The sequence below is a fragment of the Campylobacter sp. RM19072 genome, assembly GCF_024723485.1.
GTDB classification, from domain to species: Bacteria; Campylobacterota; Campylobacteria; order Campylobacterales; family Campylobacteraceae; genus Campylobacter; species Campylobacter porcelli.
On sequence record NZ_JANQCU010000005.1, the window covers coordinates 1 to 16,817 of the forward strand.

Genomic DNA, 16,817 nt, shown 5'->3' on the forward strand with positions numbered 1-16,817 from the left:
TTTATACTCCAAATTTTCGCAATAAAACAACCATTTAGGTTATTTTACTTTTGCGAAAATTTTGAAAAAGCCTTCTAATGTTGCTGAGCTACGCTCAGGTTTAATATGGCTTTTTATAAAATAAAAATGCCAAACTGGGAAGGGGCCCTGATTTTTAAGGGATAGGGGAAACTGTTTTGGCTTTCAAATTTTAGTTTCCCCTGTCCTTTAAAGAAAAGAATTTAAAAAACTTTGGTCGCAAAGATTAGCTTGGCTCTAGCGAAGTAAAAATAGGAACTTTCTCAAAGAGAGTGTAAAGCATAAGAGTAACGCATGTTTTAATAGCAAAATCCTTAAGAGTGTTATGTATAGATTTTTACTTATGCTTTTTATAATGGTAATTGTTTAGATTATAATAGTAGTTAAAGGTTTTATATATACACTTATTGGCATTATTTTTACTATTAAATTTAATAATTATATTAAGATTAGCATAAATAAATTTTATTATTTTTTAAAATATTTGTATATAAAATTTAGTAAAAGAGCCACTTAAATTAATAAGTGGCTTTAATGCTAATGTAAGCTCTCAATATAGCTCATCGCACTAAGTGCGGCTACAGCACCATCAGCAGCTGCACTAACTACTTGTTTAGGTGCATCTTGTCTTAAATCTCCTGCGGCAAATAGCCCTGGAGTTGAAGTTTGCATTTTTAGATCTACTTTGACTTGACCAGTAGGCAAAATATCGCAAATAAATTTATCTCCATCTTTTAAAACTTCATTTCTTACATTTAACCCAACAAATGTAAATATTCCAGGAACGACTAAATCTCTTATACTTCCATCATTTAATTTAACTTTAACGCCCTTTACACCGGCTACACTATCGCCATATACCTCTTCTATTGTAGCGTTTAAGATTAACTCTATTTTCTCATTTTTCTTAACTTTTTCAACAGAGCTTGGAGCTGCTCTAAATGTATCACGGCGATGGATTAAATAGACTTTTGAGCAAATTCTTGATAAATATTCAGCTTCTTCAATAGCAGTATCGCCACCACCTAAAACTGCTACTTCTTTATTTTTATAAAAAAATCCATCGCAAGTAGCGCAAGTGCTAACTCCTTTGCCAAAAAATTCATCTTCACCTTTAAATCCAGCTCTTTTTGGAGTTGAGCCTGTGCAGACAATCACCGCTTTTGCCTCTTCTGTCTTGCCACCTTCTAAGGTAATAGTAAAGCTACCATCGCTATTTTTAGATACTTTTTCTACTCCAGCCATCTCATGCCTTAGACCAAATCTTGTGCATTGCTCAAGCCATGGAGCCATAAAACTCATACCATCCATTACGGTTGCTACGCCAGGGTAGTTTTCCATCTCAGAGCTACTGGTGATTTGACCGCCAGGCATTCCTTTTTCAAACATTACGACATTTTTTAACCCACCACGAGTAGCATAAAGCCCTGCACTAAGACCAGCTGGTCCCCCACCGATTATAGCTACATCTAACATAGTTTCTCCTAATTTTAAATTTATATCTATATAATATTTACAGATATTACATAAAAATAAATTTGATATAAAAGAATGATTTGAATTGAAGTGAGTTAGGGGCTTACAGCCCCTGTTAATTATAGAAGTGAGTTTATTTTTTCTGCGATTGCAGTTTTAGATTGAGCACCGATTAAAGTATCTTTAATCTCTCCATTTTTGAAAAATAGTAGAGTTGGAATAGAGCGAACGCCATACTCTACAGCCAAATCTTGAACTTCATCTGTATTTACTTTGCAGATTTTTGCCTTGCCATCGAACTCTTCGGCTAATTCATCAATAACTGGAGCTAACATTCTGCATGGTCCGCACCATGGAGCCCAGAAATCCACTAAAGCGACACCCTCTTTAGCGATATTGAAATTTTCAGCAGTTAAGTCAATATATTTACCCATTTTTATCTCCTTTATGGTTTATAGTAAAATTATACATTAAAAAAGTTAAACTAAAAATAACAAACATAATTTTAGGTAACTCAAACTTCATCAAATCAGAAAATATTATAAAATATAAAAGTTAATAAATTTTATTAATTATTAAATTTTAAAAAAATATGGCAAGAAATTTAATCAATATGTGATATTTTCTATCAATTCTATATCTTCGCCATTAATGCAGATTAAATCAATTTGATAAGGAATATTTGAGTTTAAACTTAGCATATAAAAATCTATAGCTTTAATTATTTTTTCTAATTTGGATTTGGTTACTCTATAAATTGTTTGATAATCTTTAGTAGAGGCTTTAACTTCGATAAAATGGAGAGTTGATCCATTACTAGCGATAATATCAATCTCTCCAAATTTGGTTTTGTAGTTTAACTCCAAAATTTTATAGCCATTTTTGGCCAGATATTTGGCTGCTTTTTTCTCAGATTCATGCCCAAAAAGATACTCTTTTAAGCCCAAATTTAACTCTCAATCCTAATCATAAATGGCTTAGCCTTGATGAAGTTTTCGTTTTTTAGGTTATCAATCACTCTTAACATATCAGCCTCTAAGCAAGTATGAGTGGTAAAAAATAGTGTAGCATACTCATTATCTTTGCTTTTGGCTTTTTGCAAGAAGCTATCTATTGAGAGATTATTTTGGCTCATTAAATTCGTAATCTTAGCCAAAACCCCCACTTCATCAGCAACTTTTAATCTTAAATAATATTTAGTTTTGATCTCATTTGGTTTTAATAACCTAAGTGGCAAGGACTCAAGTGGTGCTTTATAGCCAAGCATAGGGTTTCTAATCTCTCTAGCTATATCTATTAAATCACTTATAACAGCACTTGCAGTAGCACTTCCACCAGCACCAGCCCCATAAAATAAGCTCTCTCCCACAGCATCGCCTACGACGCTTACAGCATTCATAACTCCATTTACATTTGCTAGCATCTTATCCTTGCTTATAAATGCTGGATGAACTCTTAGCTCTAAGGTGCCTTCATCACGCTTAGCAATGGCTAAAAGCTTAATGGCATATTCAAATTCATTAGCAAAATATATATCTTCACTGCTAATTTCACTTATGCCCTCTATCATAATATCTTCTGGTTTAGCATGTACGCAGTAGGCAATACTAGCTAAAATTAGCAATTTATGAGCCGTGTCAAATCCGCCTATATCAAATGTCGGGTCTGCTTCAGCATATCCTAGCTCTTGAGCCATTTTAAGAGCTTTATCAAATTGAATTCCACTACTCATCATACTTGTTAAAATATAGTTGCTAGTGCCATTCATTATCCCTATAATTTTTTGGATATGATTTGCACTTAATCCCTCTCTTAGGGCTTTTATGATTGGAATTCCACCAGCGACACTAGCTTCATAGCCAAATGCCGTATCTCCAGCTAATGCTTCAAGCTCATTTCTATAGTATGCTAAAAGGGCTTTATTTGCCGTTACTACCGCCTTTTTACGCTCTAAAATTTTGCTTACTATCTCATATGGTTTATCGATCCCACCCATAAGCTCTACAAATACATCTATATCATCTCTATCTATCACACTTTGAAGATCATCGCTTAGTGGGATTATAGGGTTTTTGTGCTTGGATAGATCTCTTACTACACCTATTACGGGCTCTATGCTTACACCAGCTCTAGAGGCTATTAAGTCGCTATTTTTTATAAGGACATTAGCAACTTCACTTCCTACCGTTCCAAAGCCTAATATTGCTACTCTCATTGGACTTCTTTTAGATATTTTTTGATATTTCTTGCAGCTTGGCGAATTCTATTTTCATTTTCTATAAAAGCTATTCTTACATAGTCATCTCCAGCTACGCCAAATCCAGCCCCAGGGCTTACAGCTACACAGGCTTTGGTTAATAGCTGCTTGGCAAATTCTTTGCTACTTATGTTGCCTACTTGTGGTGGAAGCTTTGCCCAAGCAAACATACTAGCTCTTGGCTTGGCTATATCCCAGCCAGCTGCGCTAAATGCCTCTATGAGAGTATCTCTTCGTTTTTCATAAGTTTGTCTGATTTGCTCAACGCAATCTTGATCGCCATCAAGTGCCACGGTGGCTGCTACTTGAATAGGAGTAAACATTCCATAATCAAACCAAGATTTTATCTTTTTAAGTGCTGCTACTAGCTTTTTATTTCCACAGATAAAGCCTACACGCCAACCTGCCATATTATATGATTTTGATAGAGTATAGCACTCTACGGCCACATCTTTAGCGCCATCTACTTCAAATATGCTTGGAGTTTTGTATCCATCAAATGTAAGCTCAGCATAAGCTATATCGCTAATTATATAAAATCTCTCACGCTTTGCAGTCTCTACAAGCCTTTCATAAAAGCTCTTTTGGCATGTTACTGTAGTTGGGTTGTGAGGGAAATTTACCACTACATATTTTGGTTTTGGTATGCTATCTTTTATGGCGATTTCTAAATTTTCAAAGAATTTATTCTCATCTAATTCATAATTTATATTATAGATTAGAGGCATTTTGGTTACATTGCCACCAGCTATAATAAATGCTTGAGTGTGTATAGGATAGGCAGGATCAGGCACGATGGCGACATCTCCTGGGTTGGTTATAGCTTGAACTAAATGGACAAAGCCCTCCTTGCTACCCATAGTGGCGACTGCTTCTGTTTCAGGGTCTAAGATGACGCCATACTTTCGCTTATACCAATTACATATCGCAACACGAAGTTTATAGATACCTTGAGAGACGCTGTAGCCATGTGTTTTATCTTTCATAGCACTTTCGCATAGTTTGTCTATTATGTGCTGCGGTGTCCTGCCATCTGGATTTCCCATAGAAAAATCTATAATATCAGCACCATCTCTTCTTGCTGCCATTTTAATGGCATTGACTTCTGCAAAAGCGTAGTTTGGCAATCTCTCAATGGTATTAAACCTTATCTCATCAAACACAACTAACTCCTTAATTTGATTTTATATAAATTTTTAAACCTCGTTTAATATTTTCTAAGCTAAAAGCATCATCTATGAGTAAATAGTATGAATTTGGAGGAAATTTGATATAAATTTCCTTTTCTGGCTTATCTGATTTGATCTGAGTTATTAAATTTAAATCCCTATCAAGCACCCTTATATCGCATATCCAGCTATCTGATATATAGCTTTTTATCAATGCTTCACTCTTTTGATTTATATTTAAAAAATATGGCTCAAGTGGCTTAGCAAGGTCAAATTCTACATCGCTAATATAATCATGAGTAGATAGCACAGCCTTAGAAGCATCAATGCTATAAGTGAAGCTAAATTCTCCATCACGCTTAATATCTTTGATAAATATCTGGTTTTTGCCAAGCTCTTTATATAGTGTGCCAGGGTCAAGGATAAATCTTGAGCTCATTGAAATTTGCCAGACTATCCCTTCGGTGTTGCTTTTTAAAGATTTGCTTAAAAAATATGAGTATCCAATGCTTTTTAGTGCTTCAGATATACTCTTAAACATCAAAATATCAGAAGTTGGACTATAAAATGCAATTTCTAAATTTACAGGCTTAGAGTAGCTAATATTTAAAAGCGAATTTACCCTTAGGGTATTTGTGATTTTAGCATAGTTTGGGTTGCCGTTATTATCTATAAATTCAGATTGTATAGCAAATATTTTTTCTATTTTATCTCTATTTTTAGCGTAAGTTTGTTCTGATATAATGCTTTTAATATTGCTATATAGATCAAAGCCAAAACAACTCATAGCAAGGATAAATAATAGAGATATTGATTTTACCATTGAGCGCCTCTATTTAGCTTGACAAATTCAGCATAATCAATCTCTTTTATAACTCCATTTTCTACTACAAATCTCAATGGTTTTTGCAATGTAAATTTTTTCTGATTGCCATCTAATTCTAAGGTAAGCTCACCATGGCCTGTTTGGATTAGTTGGTCTATGCTTAAATTTATATCTAAAGCATTTTTGGTTGTGTATGATTTTTTATTTTTGCCATCTATGTTTTTGATGCCTATCCAAATGGATTTAGCTGGGATAATTTTAGCTATTTTATCTGCTTGATTTACTATTTGTGGAGTTTGAATCTCTATGCTTTGGATGGTTGAATTTGATTCTGTTATAGTGGCGTTATCATCGCTTATAGCTAGAGTTTTGTTATCTTCTATATTAGTGATATTTTCATCATTTTGTGCCGCTACGCTATCTGTGCTTTTTAAATTCTCTTTAGCGGATTCTACTACCGTGGTAGCGGAGTATGCAATGCTTTGGTTTTTCTCAAAATTTAGCAACTCTATACCATCTAAAATATTGGTAAATTTAATCAGCCAAACGATAGCTACAGCTATTAAAGCTATGATTAAAATTATCGTTAGAGCCTTGCTATTATCGCTCTTTGGAGTATATGCTGGAATTTTAGGTGCCACACTGCAATTAGAGCTACCAGCACAACCATTTTCTTTACAATAAGCATTATACTCATCTATCCAATCTTGAAGGTCTAGCCCATACTCACGACTTATGATTTTAGCAAAGCCAGAAGCGTTTAATTTACGAAGTTTTTCATAATTTTTCTCACACATATACTCTAAATATTCAGTCTCTATATGAGTGCGTTTAGTGATCTCTTTAAGATCCATTTCTAAAAGTTTTTCTATACCATTAGCCATTTACAATCCTATCAAATAATATTCCAAATGCCACGCTGACATTTAAGCTATCCCAATCCCTACGCATATTTATGCCTAGGATATTATCACACTTTTGTAATACCTTATTTGGTATTCCTTCACCTTCACTACCCATAATTATAGCGGTTTTAGGGGTAAATTTAAAATCTTTAGCACTCTTGCCACCAGCGTTTGCAGCGTAAATTTTAAATCCAACCTGCTTTAACTCATTGATAAAGCTCAATCCATCATCACAAAGAGCGATTGGCAACTTATACGCCGCACCGCTACTAGAGCGTATTATGCCTTGTATTGCTAGATTTTGGTTTTTTCCTACTACGATTACTCCTCCAGCTCCTAGGGCATATGCAGTTCTTACTATAGCACCGATATTTCCCACATCGCTTAAACCATATAAAATTGCCAAATAATCAGACTTTTTAATCTCATTTAAAGTGGCAAATTCATACTCTTTTACCTTTGCTAAAAAGCCTTGATGATTGCCACCACGGGCGAGTGCTTGAGCTTTTTGATTATCAACTTTTTGAATTTTCAAGCCAATTTTTGCTATTTGGTTGAATATATCTTTTTGAACCTCTTTTGCTAGATATATCTCTTCAAGCTTCTCTTTGTGATGTTTTAACAAATGTAAAAATAGCTGTTTTCCATAGATAATCATAGTGCTTATGGTATCTAAAAGCCCTTAAATTTTAGCTTATTTTTATAGATAAATTTAGCAAATTTTCTATTTTAATTTTGATTGGTTAATTGGTTATATATCTCTTTGACGCTTTTGCCTGTTAATTTGCTTAGTAATTTTGCCTTTTGCTTTGGCGGGATATCTAGTTCATCAATATCTGATATTATGATTTTTTCATAATTTGACACATTTGAAGCGGCAATTACTACGCACCATTCTCCTTTTAGGTTGGCGTTTTTTAGCTTTATTGCTAAATTTTGTGCTCTATCTTTAAATTTGGTTTCAAATCTCTTTGTAGCCTCTTTAATAGCGAAAATTTCTCTATTTGGCTCCATTTTTGCTACTGAAGTAATAAGCTCAAAAACTCTTTTTGGTGATTCGTATATAACTACTGGATAGGGTGAGTTAAGGGCATTTTGTAAGGCTATATCTCTGTCTTTTCCATTATTTGGTAAAAATCCTAAAAAGCTAAACTCCTTTTCTACTAGCCCGCTAGCTGCTACTGCTAAAAGCAAGGCGTTTGATCCGCTTAACACTTCGTAATTGATGGAGTTTTTCTGGGCGAATTTGACTAAGGATACTCCTGGATCGCTAATACAAGGCATACCGGCATCACTTACATATACTACGATTTTTTCTACCAATTTACTAACTTCAAATTTAGCAAAAAACTCACTCTCATTATGAGTGTGTAAGGAGTAAAACTCAGATGGCTTTATATCTAGATTATATCTTGAATTTAGAAGTTTTATAAAAGATTTAGTTACTCTACTATCTTCACAAATGATAATATCGCAAAGGTTCAAGATGTCCAGGCATCTCTTTGAAATATCATCTAAATTACCAATTGGAGTAGGAAGAAAGTAGAGCAAACTACTATTTTATACCATATTTTTTCTTAAATTTATCTACACGACCTGCGCTATCTACGATCTTTTCACTACCTGTGAAGAATGGATGACAAGCATTGCAAATATCTACTTTTATCTCTGCTTTATTTGATCTGCTTTTAAAAGTATTTCCGCAAGCGCAACTAACTGTGCATTCAACATACTCTGGATGTATATCTTTTTTCATTGCTTTTCCTTTTTTTTGAGTTTAAAAATTGGGATTTTATCTAAATTTGGCTTAAATTTCCTTGATTAATCTGCTTTCATTTGGCGCCATCTCTATTATCTCCCATGGGAGGCCTTGTTTATTTAGCTCATCCATAAATGGCTTAGCATCAAATTCCTCCATATTAAACACTCCATTTGCCTTCCAAATCCCCTTTGCTACCATCATTGAGCCTATCATTGCTGGCACTCCTGTGGTGTAGCTAACCGCACCAACGCCAGTTTCTTTATAGCACTCTTCATGGTCGCATACATTATATATATAGATTTTTTTTGGTTTTCCATCTTTTATACCAGTGATTACGCAGCCTATATTTGTCTTGCCTTTAGTTCTAGCGCCTAAACTTGCTGGGTCTGGTAGTAAGGTTTTTAAAAATTGAATTGGCACGATTTTTACCCCATTGTGCTCAACTTCATCTATTCTTAGCATACCGACATTTTCTAGGCATTTCATATGGGTTAGGTAGCTTTGACCAAAGGTCATAAAGAAGCGAATTTGCTTTAGAGTAGGGATATTTTTTACTAGGCTTTCTAGCTCTTCGTGGTATAGCAAATAGCTATCTTTTGGGCCAATTTTTGGGTAGTCCCAGCTAAATCCTATCTCCATCGGCTCGGTTTCTATCCATTTTCCATCTTTGTAGTATCTACCCTTTGCGCTAACTTCACGCAAATTTATCTCAGGATTAAAATTTGTAGCAAAAGAATACCCATGATCACCAGCATTACAATCCAAAATATCAATATACTCAATCTCATCAAATAGATATTGCTTCGCATAAGCACAATATACATTAGTAACGCCCGGATCAAATCCGCTACCAAGGAGCGCCATAGTATTAGCGGATTTAAAATCACCATCTTTAGCCCATTGAAGTTTATACTCAAATTTAGCTGTATCTGGGTGCTCGTAATTGGCCGTATCTATGTATGGAATTTTAGCCTTAGAGCAAGCGTCCATTAGGGTCAAATCCTGATATGGCAAAGCGACATTTAAGAGTAAATCGGCCTTAATATCCCTAATAAGCTTTACAACCGCATCTGTATCATCAGCATCTATCACCGCTGTATCAATATCTATATTTAATCTATCCTTTATAAATTTAGCTATCTTATCGCATTTGCTTTTGGTGCGACTTGCTAGAGTTATTTTGGTAAATACTTGCGAATTCATCGCACATTTTACCGTTGCTGCTTGGCTTACTCCGCCAGCTCCAATGATTAAAATATGGCTCATTTGCTATCCTTATATATGAAATTTTTAAATTATAGCTAAATTTAGCTAAAACTCCTTTAATTCTAGGTTGATAAATTTAAAAAATATTTAGCGAAGTTCAAAGGCAATCTCCATAGAAATGCTATATTTTTTATCTATTTTTTCTAAATTTGGCTTTGTGTTTTTAATAGCGTTTAAAGCTGCTTCATTTAGCAATTTATATTGGCTAGGGCGTGAGATTTTCTCATTGCTTATACCGCTTTTATCTATTTGAAACTCCACTCCCACTACGCCACTTAATCTAGCTCTTCTAGCAGCTCTTGGATAGATGGTATTTTTGGCTATTTCATCTTTTAAGGCTTTAAATACTGGATCGTTACTACCTAGTGGTATTATTTGCTCTTGGGTAGCAAAGTAGTGTTTAGCTGGTGTTTGCGTTTCTTGTGAGTTATGATCTGTTTGTTTAATTTGTGCTTTGGGAGCTGGATTTGCAGATGGTAGTTTCGTGATTTTTTCGGCGGTTTTTGGCTTTTGTGGCTCTGGTTTTTTAAAATTTGGCTCTATGCTTTGAACTAGGGAAATTTCAAAATCACTACTACTATTATCCTTGCCTAGATATATTTTGCTACCAGCTACTACAAGCCATAAAAGCACCACATATATAAGTAGCGAAAGTATAAATGATACTAGATCAAATACCCTTTGCATAGTGCTTAGAAACTAGCTTTTAATTTTATCCAAAAGCTCCTACCTGGCTCATAAACCCTAGTGGTAGCTGGAATATCTAAAGTTGCTATTGCGGCTCCATTTTTGCTAGTATGATAGCTATATAGTGCGTTATTTAAATTCATCGCTGCTAACATTACTTGGTAATTATTATATTTATATCCAGCATTTAATCCAATAGTCCAAAAGCTATCGCTATAGCCTAGGTCTTTTCCGGCGACATTGCCGTAATTCTCCTTATATCTATGTTGGCTAGCATTGGCATAAAAATCCAAATCAACAAACCACTCATTACGCACTAGCCCAGCTACAGCTTTAAATGCTAAAGGTGAGATTTGTGGTAGTGGGTCTCCATCTTTTAATCCATTTGTATTTTTCAAATTTTTACCATATACATATGATAATCCAGCACCTAATTTATAAAAATTATCAATTAAAATTTCCATATCCATCTCCCCGCCCATTAGGAGTGCATCTGTATTAAAAGCCGATGTAGTAGTGCCATAATTTAGGACAATATAATCATCAATTTTAGATAAAAATAAATTTGTGCTTAAATTTATATTTCCATCATCATAAAGAGCACCCAAATCGATTTGATGATTTTTTTCAGTTTTTAAGTTCATTCCATCAATCTTTTGAAACTCCCAAAAATCAGAAGTTCTCTCAGCTCTACCAACCCCAGCATAGAGGCTTAATGCGTCATAATATCTCTCATAACGCATAAATCCAGAGATTGGGGTTTGCATTTTAGAGCGGTCAAATATCCCTATATTATACTTATCAATCTCAACCCTATCTATTCTTAGACCGCCAAATATACCATAATTCTCGCTGAAATACTCACTTTGAGTAAATATAGAAGTTGTGCTAATTAGAGCATTTTTATTGTAATTTTGAGAAAAGACTCTATTTTGTGCGTCAGTAGCACTAGTGGCATTTTGTGCCATTCTGCTAGAGTGCTTATCTTCTTTATAAGACCCACCGATATATGTGGTTATATCATCAAAATTTAGCTTTATTTCAGCTTTAGTGCCTATAATCTCTCTTTTTGGATTGCTAATATTATATCTATTTGGCATTGCTGGTCTTAGGCTAAAATTATCCATCACATGATCTATATAGTGGTAGTAGCCTTGTAAATTTAGAGTGTGTTTGCCTAAGACTTGCTCTAATGCAAGGTTATAAGACTCTCTTTGGAATTTTGTCCCATCCATAGCTCTATCAGCATAGGCTGCCTCACCATTGCCAAAATCCGCACTTAAGCTAATAGCACTCTCATCGTTTGGAGTTATAGTGCCAATTATAGCTCCTTGTTTGCGAAAATATTCTGAATGGACAATGTTGCCATCACCATCTTTATAATTATCACTTTGATAAATTCCGCCATTAATTTGAATACTACCAAGCTCATTACCACCTATGGCCTCGCCACTTAGCTCTTTTTGATTAAAACTACCAGCTAACATAGATATATCAGCACCATAGCTAGCATTATCTAGTCTGATAATCCCCCTATCAAAGACCAATCCACCATTAACTAAAGCCCCATATCGCACATCTTGAGGACCTTTTATTATTTTTATGGAGCGATAGTTTTGTGGTTCGATATATGTGATGGCTGTATCCATTCTACCACCGCAACCGCCTTGAATTTCAGATCCATCTATATATATATAGGAAGTCTAGCCGAAAGTCCTGAGCGATATGATACTTCACTACCGCCACCACCTTTTCTAACCATATTAAATCCGCTTATATCAAGCAAGGATTTGGCTAAATCTGGAGAGTTAAGTATGGTATCTTTGGTTATTTGGGTGGTGGTAGGATTGTCTAAAATATTTTTTTCATAGCTTTGAGTTACATTTACCCTACCTAAATTCACATCTTGAGCATATAAACTCACAGCAGCACACAAAGCACAAAGCATTCTCATAAACTCTCCTTAAAGATTTATATAAGTAAATTTAATAATTATTTCAAATAGATTTATTCTCTAAATGATATTAAAATAATTATTAAATTAAACTTAGATTTACACTTTAATATTGCTTTTATTTATGCTGTTTAAAAGGGTTGTTATAGAAGTGTTATCTAAATTTTGTAAATTAGCAAATCTCTTAAAAGCGTCAGAGTAAATTTGCCTTTTGTTGCTATAAGTTGCGCTATTACTGCTTTTGCCTTTTATCGGCGTTCTTTTTTCATCAGCTTGTGGCTCATTTTGTGCTTTGGTTTGGGGATTATCTGTCTTATTTTCTTCTAATTTTACCCCATTTAAATCCATATCTTTGGTTAAATTTTTGATAAATTCCATACTATCAGGGCTATCTTTCCAATGCGACATAAGCTGAAATTTGACAAAATCTTTTATCTGTTTTTCTTGTGCTTTATCTCCTTTTTTATAATTCCCAGGATTAAGCGTATCTTTTATAGCGTAATCAACATCTATATATTTATCTATATTTTGGTATAGAAATATATTAAAAGCGTCCTTTTTATCTATATTATCGCCTAAATTTGGCATATTTTCTAAATTCAAACCGATATTTTCTAATTCCGATTTGCTAAAAGTTGAGTTTTTAAAATCTTTACCCAAAGCTAGATTAAAATCTATTAAAGCATTATTAGCTGTGTTTTTCCAGTTGATCTTTGCGTTAAACTCATCAACAAATCCTTTAAATATGCCAGTTGTATTTTGAATTAAGCCTGAAATTAAAAAATTACTATCTAAGCTACTTCTATACGCACCTTTTGTAGCCCCATCGCTATGGTATTGCATCATTTGTGTTAGCAATCCAAAGTCATTTGGTGGATTTAGTAAGGTTAATTCATTCTTATCATACAAAGCTCTGTCTGCTTTCATAGAAGGGTCATATATGGGAGTAGCTGCATTTTTAATATCCATTTAATAGCCTTTTTATACCTTTAAATTTAATTTTGCTAGTTGCTTTAATATCTCAAGCTCCGTTTTGCCATTATCAAATTCGCTTTTAATCATCTCGTAAAGCTTTTTTAGTCTCTCTATGGCTTCATCTTGATAAGTTTTATTATTTAATGAAAAGCCTTGGATTGGTGTAAAGGGCTTTTTTGTATCTTCTTTGTTAGCTTCATTTGAATTTGATTTATCATTTTTATATTCGCCAGCTTTTAGCTCTTTGAAAATATTCACTGCATTTTTAGCATCTTCATCGCTTATATCTAACCCATATTGTATCTTTATGACATGCTTTGCCCACTGGGCTTTGAAGTCTTCTACGCTAAGGTCTGAGTCTAGTAAGGATATGGTGTGTGGTAGCTCTCCTTCAAGCTCATAAATTTGCCAAGGGCTTATTATGGAGTTGGCATTTTGTAAGGCTAACTCTTCTACTGTGTATGGCGTGGTTCTAAGTGTGCGGCTTTTTGGATTTGGATTATACTGAAGTGCTTCTATCTGCTCTATTGCTATACCGCCACTTAAATCTATAAAATCTACCAAATCCTTAATCTCTTCTTTACTAAAATTTGGATCAAGTCCAGTTATCTTGCCCCAAATGCTTACTTTATCAGCACTATATCTAGTAAATCCACTTAGCGGTCTATTCTCATTTAGCCCAGTTAATTTTACTCGCTCTTGATAGCTTAGCAAAGATAAATCGCCATTGATGATATCAAATTTTTGCGCATATCCATATGTATCATCACTATTTTTTTGATAACCAAATGCTTTAATGAGCTTCTCTTTTTGAGCTTCATCTAAATTTAATTTTAAATTTAGTTTCACATCTTCTGAGCTTATTTTATATGGTTTTATGCCATCTTGGCTATTATCTAAATTTGCATTATTACCAACAACATTTTTTATCTTATCCATCCAGTTGTTGTAATCATATAGATTACTGCTTATGGTAGCTAAATTTCCTATCTTATCCATAATCTTATCTTTAAATATATTTTATGCTATTTTGACATAAAATATATTAAAGTATAATTTTGTAATATTATTAATGGCTATATTTTATATTCTATAAAGTTAATAATATCTACTTAACATTTTAAGTATAGGCTTAGCTAATTCTAATCCCTTGGAGCGATGTGAAATTTGGAGTTTTATACTCTCATCAAGCTGCCCTATAGTCTTATCAAACCCTTTTGGAATAAACATAAAATCATACCCAAAGCCATTATCCCCAAGCTCTTTATCAATAACCTTGCCATACATGAACCCATGGACGCCATATCTGCCATATTTAGAGCCAATACCAATACAAGCAGTATAAAATGCCTTAGAGTGGCTTAAGCCTAATTTTTTTAACTCGCTAATCAGTTTTGCTCTATTACTAGCATCACTAGCCCCATCACCACTATATCTAGCTGAGTAAATCCCAGGGGCAAAGCCTAGCGCTTCTACGCTTATCCCACTATCATCGCTTAGGGCTATGCACTCATTTTCTAAGCCAAGCTCTTTGATTTTATCATACACAGCATCTGCTTTTATCATAGCATTTTCATAAAAGCTCTTGCCATACTCTTGTATCTCAAAGGGCTTACATATATCGCCTAAAGCCAAAACTTCAAATTTATTATAATAAGCCTTAATCTCTCTTACCTTATCCATATTATTTGTGGCTAAAACTATCTTCATCCAACTCTCCTATTTAGAATTTTTCTAACCCAAAATGCCACCAAACCCATCATAACCACAAGGGCTAAGGCTAGCCAAAACTCATAGCTTTTATAGTTTGCTATATTGTTTCCTAAATTTATAAATAGCACCGCACTAATTAATTTGCCTAGCACCCCAGCAATGATAAATTTAACAAAATTAAACCCAAATGCCCCAGCCATGTAATTTACAGCATTATAAGGCACAATTGGTATTAATCTAAGCAAGAGTATTAGAGTAAATTCATCTTTACAAAATTTATTCTTAATAATCTCAAATTTATTAGCATTAAAAGCCTTGCTAAAATATCTTGCGATTATATACATAATAGCTGAGTTTATCCCGACCCCTATCATAGTGCAAAAAAGCGCCTCCCAAAAGCCAAAAATCGCCCCACCACCAATAGCCAAAATCCCAGCAGGAAATAAAAATATAGGCAAAACTATCCAAAATCCAGTATAAATAATCAAGCTAAATTGGCTATATTGACTTATGAAATTTGTCAAAATTTGCTGATTTAAGCTAGATAAAATCACAACACAAAGGGTTATAAAAACTATAAATAAAAACAATCTAACCATATTTTCTCTTTAAAAGAGTAATTTTAGCCAAATTTTTGCCAAAATTTGATAATAAATTTAAGCATATTTAGATAAAATTTACTCCATTTAATACAATTTTGGATTTTCAATGAAGCTTTTTGCTAGATATAGTTCGTTTATATATTTAAAATATTTTTTTATCATATTTATCTCTTTGATTGGATTTTATGTAGTTATCGATACACTAACTAATCTAAAAAATCTCCCAAGTAGTGCTAATTTACAGCTTATTTATGTTAGTTTGACTGCGTTAATTTCAGTTAATTATATCTTGCCAATATCTTTGGTTTTAGCGTTGATTGTAACTATGATTAATCTCATTCGCTCTAATGAATTAGTGAGCTTTTACGCTTTAGGAGTTAGTAAAAACCGCCTAATAATGCCGATTTTTACCATTGCTTTGGCTATTAGTTTTGGATATATTGGACTATGCTTTACACAATTTGCCTATGCTAAAGAGCGTCAAGAGTCGCTTGAGGATTTTCAAAGTTTTGAGAGATTTACTAACTGGATATTTTTGCGATTTGAGAATAAATTTATATATATTGATAAGCTTTTTGGGGATAAACAAAGTGCTAAAGATATAAAAATATTTGATATGAATGGCAGTCAAATTCTATCCCAAACCATCGCTAAAGAGGGTAGCTATAAGGATAATATCTGGATTTTAAAAGATAATACTATTATCACTTTACCACAAGATATTAAGCTAGGTGGTAGTGGATTTGAGATTAAAAATTTAGATGAGATAGTCGCACTTAATAACTTCCGCCCACGCATAATAGAGAGTATAAAAAATAGCGATAATCTCTACTCTATTGGCGATGCTATCGATGCTATTAGGACTTTTAAAAACGAAAATATCAATATAACTAAAATCAAATCCACACTATACTCAATGATATTTTTCCCGCTTTTTGCCCCATTTATGATATTGATATTATACTACTATATGCCACTTACTGGGAGATTTGCGAGTTTGGCAATTGCTAGTTTTATATCGATTTTTGTATCGCTTTGTGTTTGGGGGGTGCTATTTTTATTAATACGAATTAGTATTAATGGTGCAATAGCTGCTGAATTTGGGATAATTTTACCAATTATTATATTAATGCTATTTGCTGGATATAAGGTATATAAGAATAGATAAATTCATCTTATTAAGCCAAAATTTTATAAAATATAAGTA

At 33.6% G+C, this 16,817-nt stretch carries 19 protein-coding genes; 1 reads left to right on the forward strand and 18 read right to left on the reverse strand.

What is annotated here, in order from left to right:
- Positions 1-555: 555 nt before the first annotated feature.
- The 18 genes from trxB to CSUIS19072_RS03845 all read right to left on the reverse strand — a co-directional run bounded on the left by trxB (position 556) and on the right by CSUIS19072_RS03845 (position 15,607).
- Positions 556-1,494: a thioredoxin-disulfide reductase gene (gene trxB, locus CSUIS19072_RS03760; RefSeq protein WP_086237786.1), complete on the reverse strand. Its 939-nt coding sequence runs from the start codon at positions 1,492-1,494 to the stop codon at positions 556-558.
- Positions 1,495-1,613: 119 nt separating this feature from the next.
- On the reverse strand, positions 1,614-1,928 hold the full coding sequence (gene trxA / locus CSUIS19072_RS03765; protein WP_086237785.1) for a thioredoxin: 315 nt from the start codon (positions 1,926-1,928) through the stop codon (positions 1,614-1,616).
- 174 nt (positions 1,929-2,102) lie between these two features.
- Complete coding sequence (locus CSUIS19072_RS03770; RefSeq protein WP_086237784.1) at positions 2,103-2,441, reverse strand: YraN family protein; 339 nt, start codon at positions 2,439-2,441, stop codon at positions 2,103-2,105.
- A 2-nt stretch (positions 2,442-2,443) separates the two neighbouring features.
- Positions 2,444-3,709 carry a homoserine dehydrogenase gene (locus CSUIS19072_RS03775; protein WP_086237783.1) on the reverse strand — a complete coding sequence of 422 codons (1,266 nt, stop codon included), beginning with the start codon at positions 3,707-3,709 and terminating at the stop codon, positions 2,444-2,446.
- On the reverse strand, positions 3,706-4,914 hold the full coding sequence (locus CSUIS19072_RS03780; RefSeq protein ID WP_086293460.1) for an LL-diaminopimelate aminotransferase: 1,209 nt from the start codon (positions 4,912-4,914) through the stop codon (positions 3,706-3,708). The genes CSUIS19072_RS03775 and CSUIS19072_RS03780 overlap by 4 nt, the downstream gene beginning before the upstream one ends.
- 10 nt (positions 4,915-4,924) lie before the next feature.
- Positions 4,925-5,743, reverse strand: coding sequence for a hypothetical protein (locus CSUIS19072_RS03785; RefSeq protein ID WP_086237781.1), 819 nt, complete (start codon positions 5,741-5,743; stop codon positions 4,925-4,927).
- A complete protein-coding gene (locus CSUIS19072_RS03790; protein WP_086237780.1) occupies positions 5,737-6,630 on the reverse strand; it encodes a hypothetical protein in 894 nt (297 codons plus the stop codon). The genes CSUIS19072_RS03785 and CSUIS19072_RS03790 overlap by 7 nt, the downstream gene beginning before the upstream one ends.
- A complete protein-coding gene (gene rlmB / locus CSUIS19072_RS03795; RefSeq protein ID WP_086293461.1) occupies positions 6,623-7,309 on the reverse strand; it encodes a 23S rRNA (guanosine(2251)-2'-O)-methyltransferase RlmB in 687 nt (228 codons plus the stop codon). The genes CSUIS19072_RS03790 and rlmB overlap by 8 nt, the downstream gene beginning before the upstream one ends.
- 71 nt (positions 7,310-7,380) lie before the next feature.
- Complete coding sequence (gene rsmI, locus CSUIS19072_RS03800; RefSeq protein WP_086293463.1) at positions 7,381-8,202, reverse strand: 16S rRNA (cytidine(1402)-2'-O)-methyltransferase; 822 nt, start codon at positions 8,200-8,202, stop codon at positions 7,381-7,383.
- A 4-nt stretch (positions 8,203-8,206) separates the two neighbouring features.
- The gene (rpmE, locus tag CSUIS19072_RS03805) at positions 8,207-8,407 is read right to left on the reverse strand and encodes a 50S ribosomal protein L31 (RefSeq protein ID WP_086237777.1); all 201 of its coding nucleotides are present in this window, start codon (positions 8,405-8,407) and stop codon (positions 8,207-8,209) included.
- Between the two features lie 51 nt (positions 8,408-8,458).
- On the reverse strand, positions 8,459-9,679 hold the full coding sequence (locus tag CSUIS19072_RS03810) for a saccharopine dehydrogenase family protein (RefSeq protein ID WP_086237776.1): 1,221 nt from the start codon (positions 9,677-9,679) through the stop codon (positions 8,459-8,461).
- Between the two features lie 87 nt (positions 9,680-9,766).
- Entirely contained in the window at positions 9,767-10,366 is a 600-nt protein-coding gene (locus CSUIS19072_RS03815) for an energy transducer TonB (protein ID WP_086237775.1), read from the reverse strand.
- Positions 10,367-10,371: 5 nt separating this feature from the next.
- Positions 10,372-12,015, reverse strand: coding sequence for a TonB-dependent receptor (locus tag CSUIS19072_RS03820; protein ID WP_180381019.1), 1,644 nt, complete (start codon positions 12,013-12,015; stop codon positions 10,372-10,374).
- 35 nt (positions 12,016-12,050) lie between these two features.
- A complete protein-coding gene (locus CSUIS19072_RS03825; protein ID WP_180381020.1) occupies positions 12,051-12,320 on the reverse strand; it encodes a hypothetical protein in 270 nt (89 codons plus the stop codon).
- A 99-nt stretch (positions 12,321-12,419) separates the two neighbouring features.
- Complete coding sequence (locus CSUIS19072_RS03830; protein WP_086293465.1) at positions 12,420-13,289, reverse strand: hypothetical protein; 870 nt, start codon at positions 13,287-13,289, stop codon at positions 12,420-12,422.
- 12 nt (positions 13,290-13,301) lie between these two features.
- Positions 13,302-14,294, reverse strand: coding sequence for a hypothetical protein (locus CSUIS19072_RS03835; RefSeq protein WP_086293467.1), 993 nt, complete (start codon positions 14,292-14,294; stop codon positions 13,302-13,304).
- A gap of 99 nt (positions 14,295-14,393) precedes the next feature.
- Positions 14,394-15,005, reverse strand: coding sequence for a non-canonical purine NTP pyrophosphatase (locus CSUIS19072_RS03840; RefSeq protein WP_086237771.1), 612 nt, complete (start codon positions 15,003-15,005; stop codon positions 14,394-14,396).
- Entirely contained in the window at positions 15,002-15,607 is a 606-nt protein-coding gene (locus CSUIS19072_RS03845) for a TVP38/TMEM64 family protein (RefSeq protein ID WP_086293469.1), read from the reverse strand. The genes CSUIS19072_RS03840 and CSUIS19072_RS03845 overlap by 4 nt, the downstream gene beginning before the upstream one ends.
- A 109-nt stretch (positions 15,608-15,716) precedes the next feature.
- Here CSUIS19072_RS03845 and CSUIS19072_RS03850 point away from each other — a divergent pair, with 109 nt between their 5' ends.
- The gene (locus tag CSUIS19072_RS03850) at positions 15,717-16,778 is read left to right on the forward strand and encodes an LptF/LptG family permease (protein WP_086293472.1); all 1,062 of its coding nucleotides are present in this window, start codon (positions 15,717-15,719) and stop codon (positions 16,776-16,778) included.
- Positions 16,779-16,817: the final 39 nt, after the last annotated feature.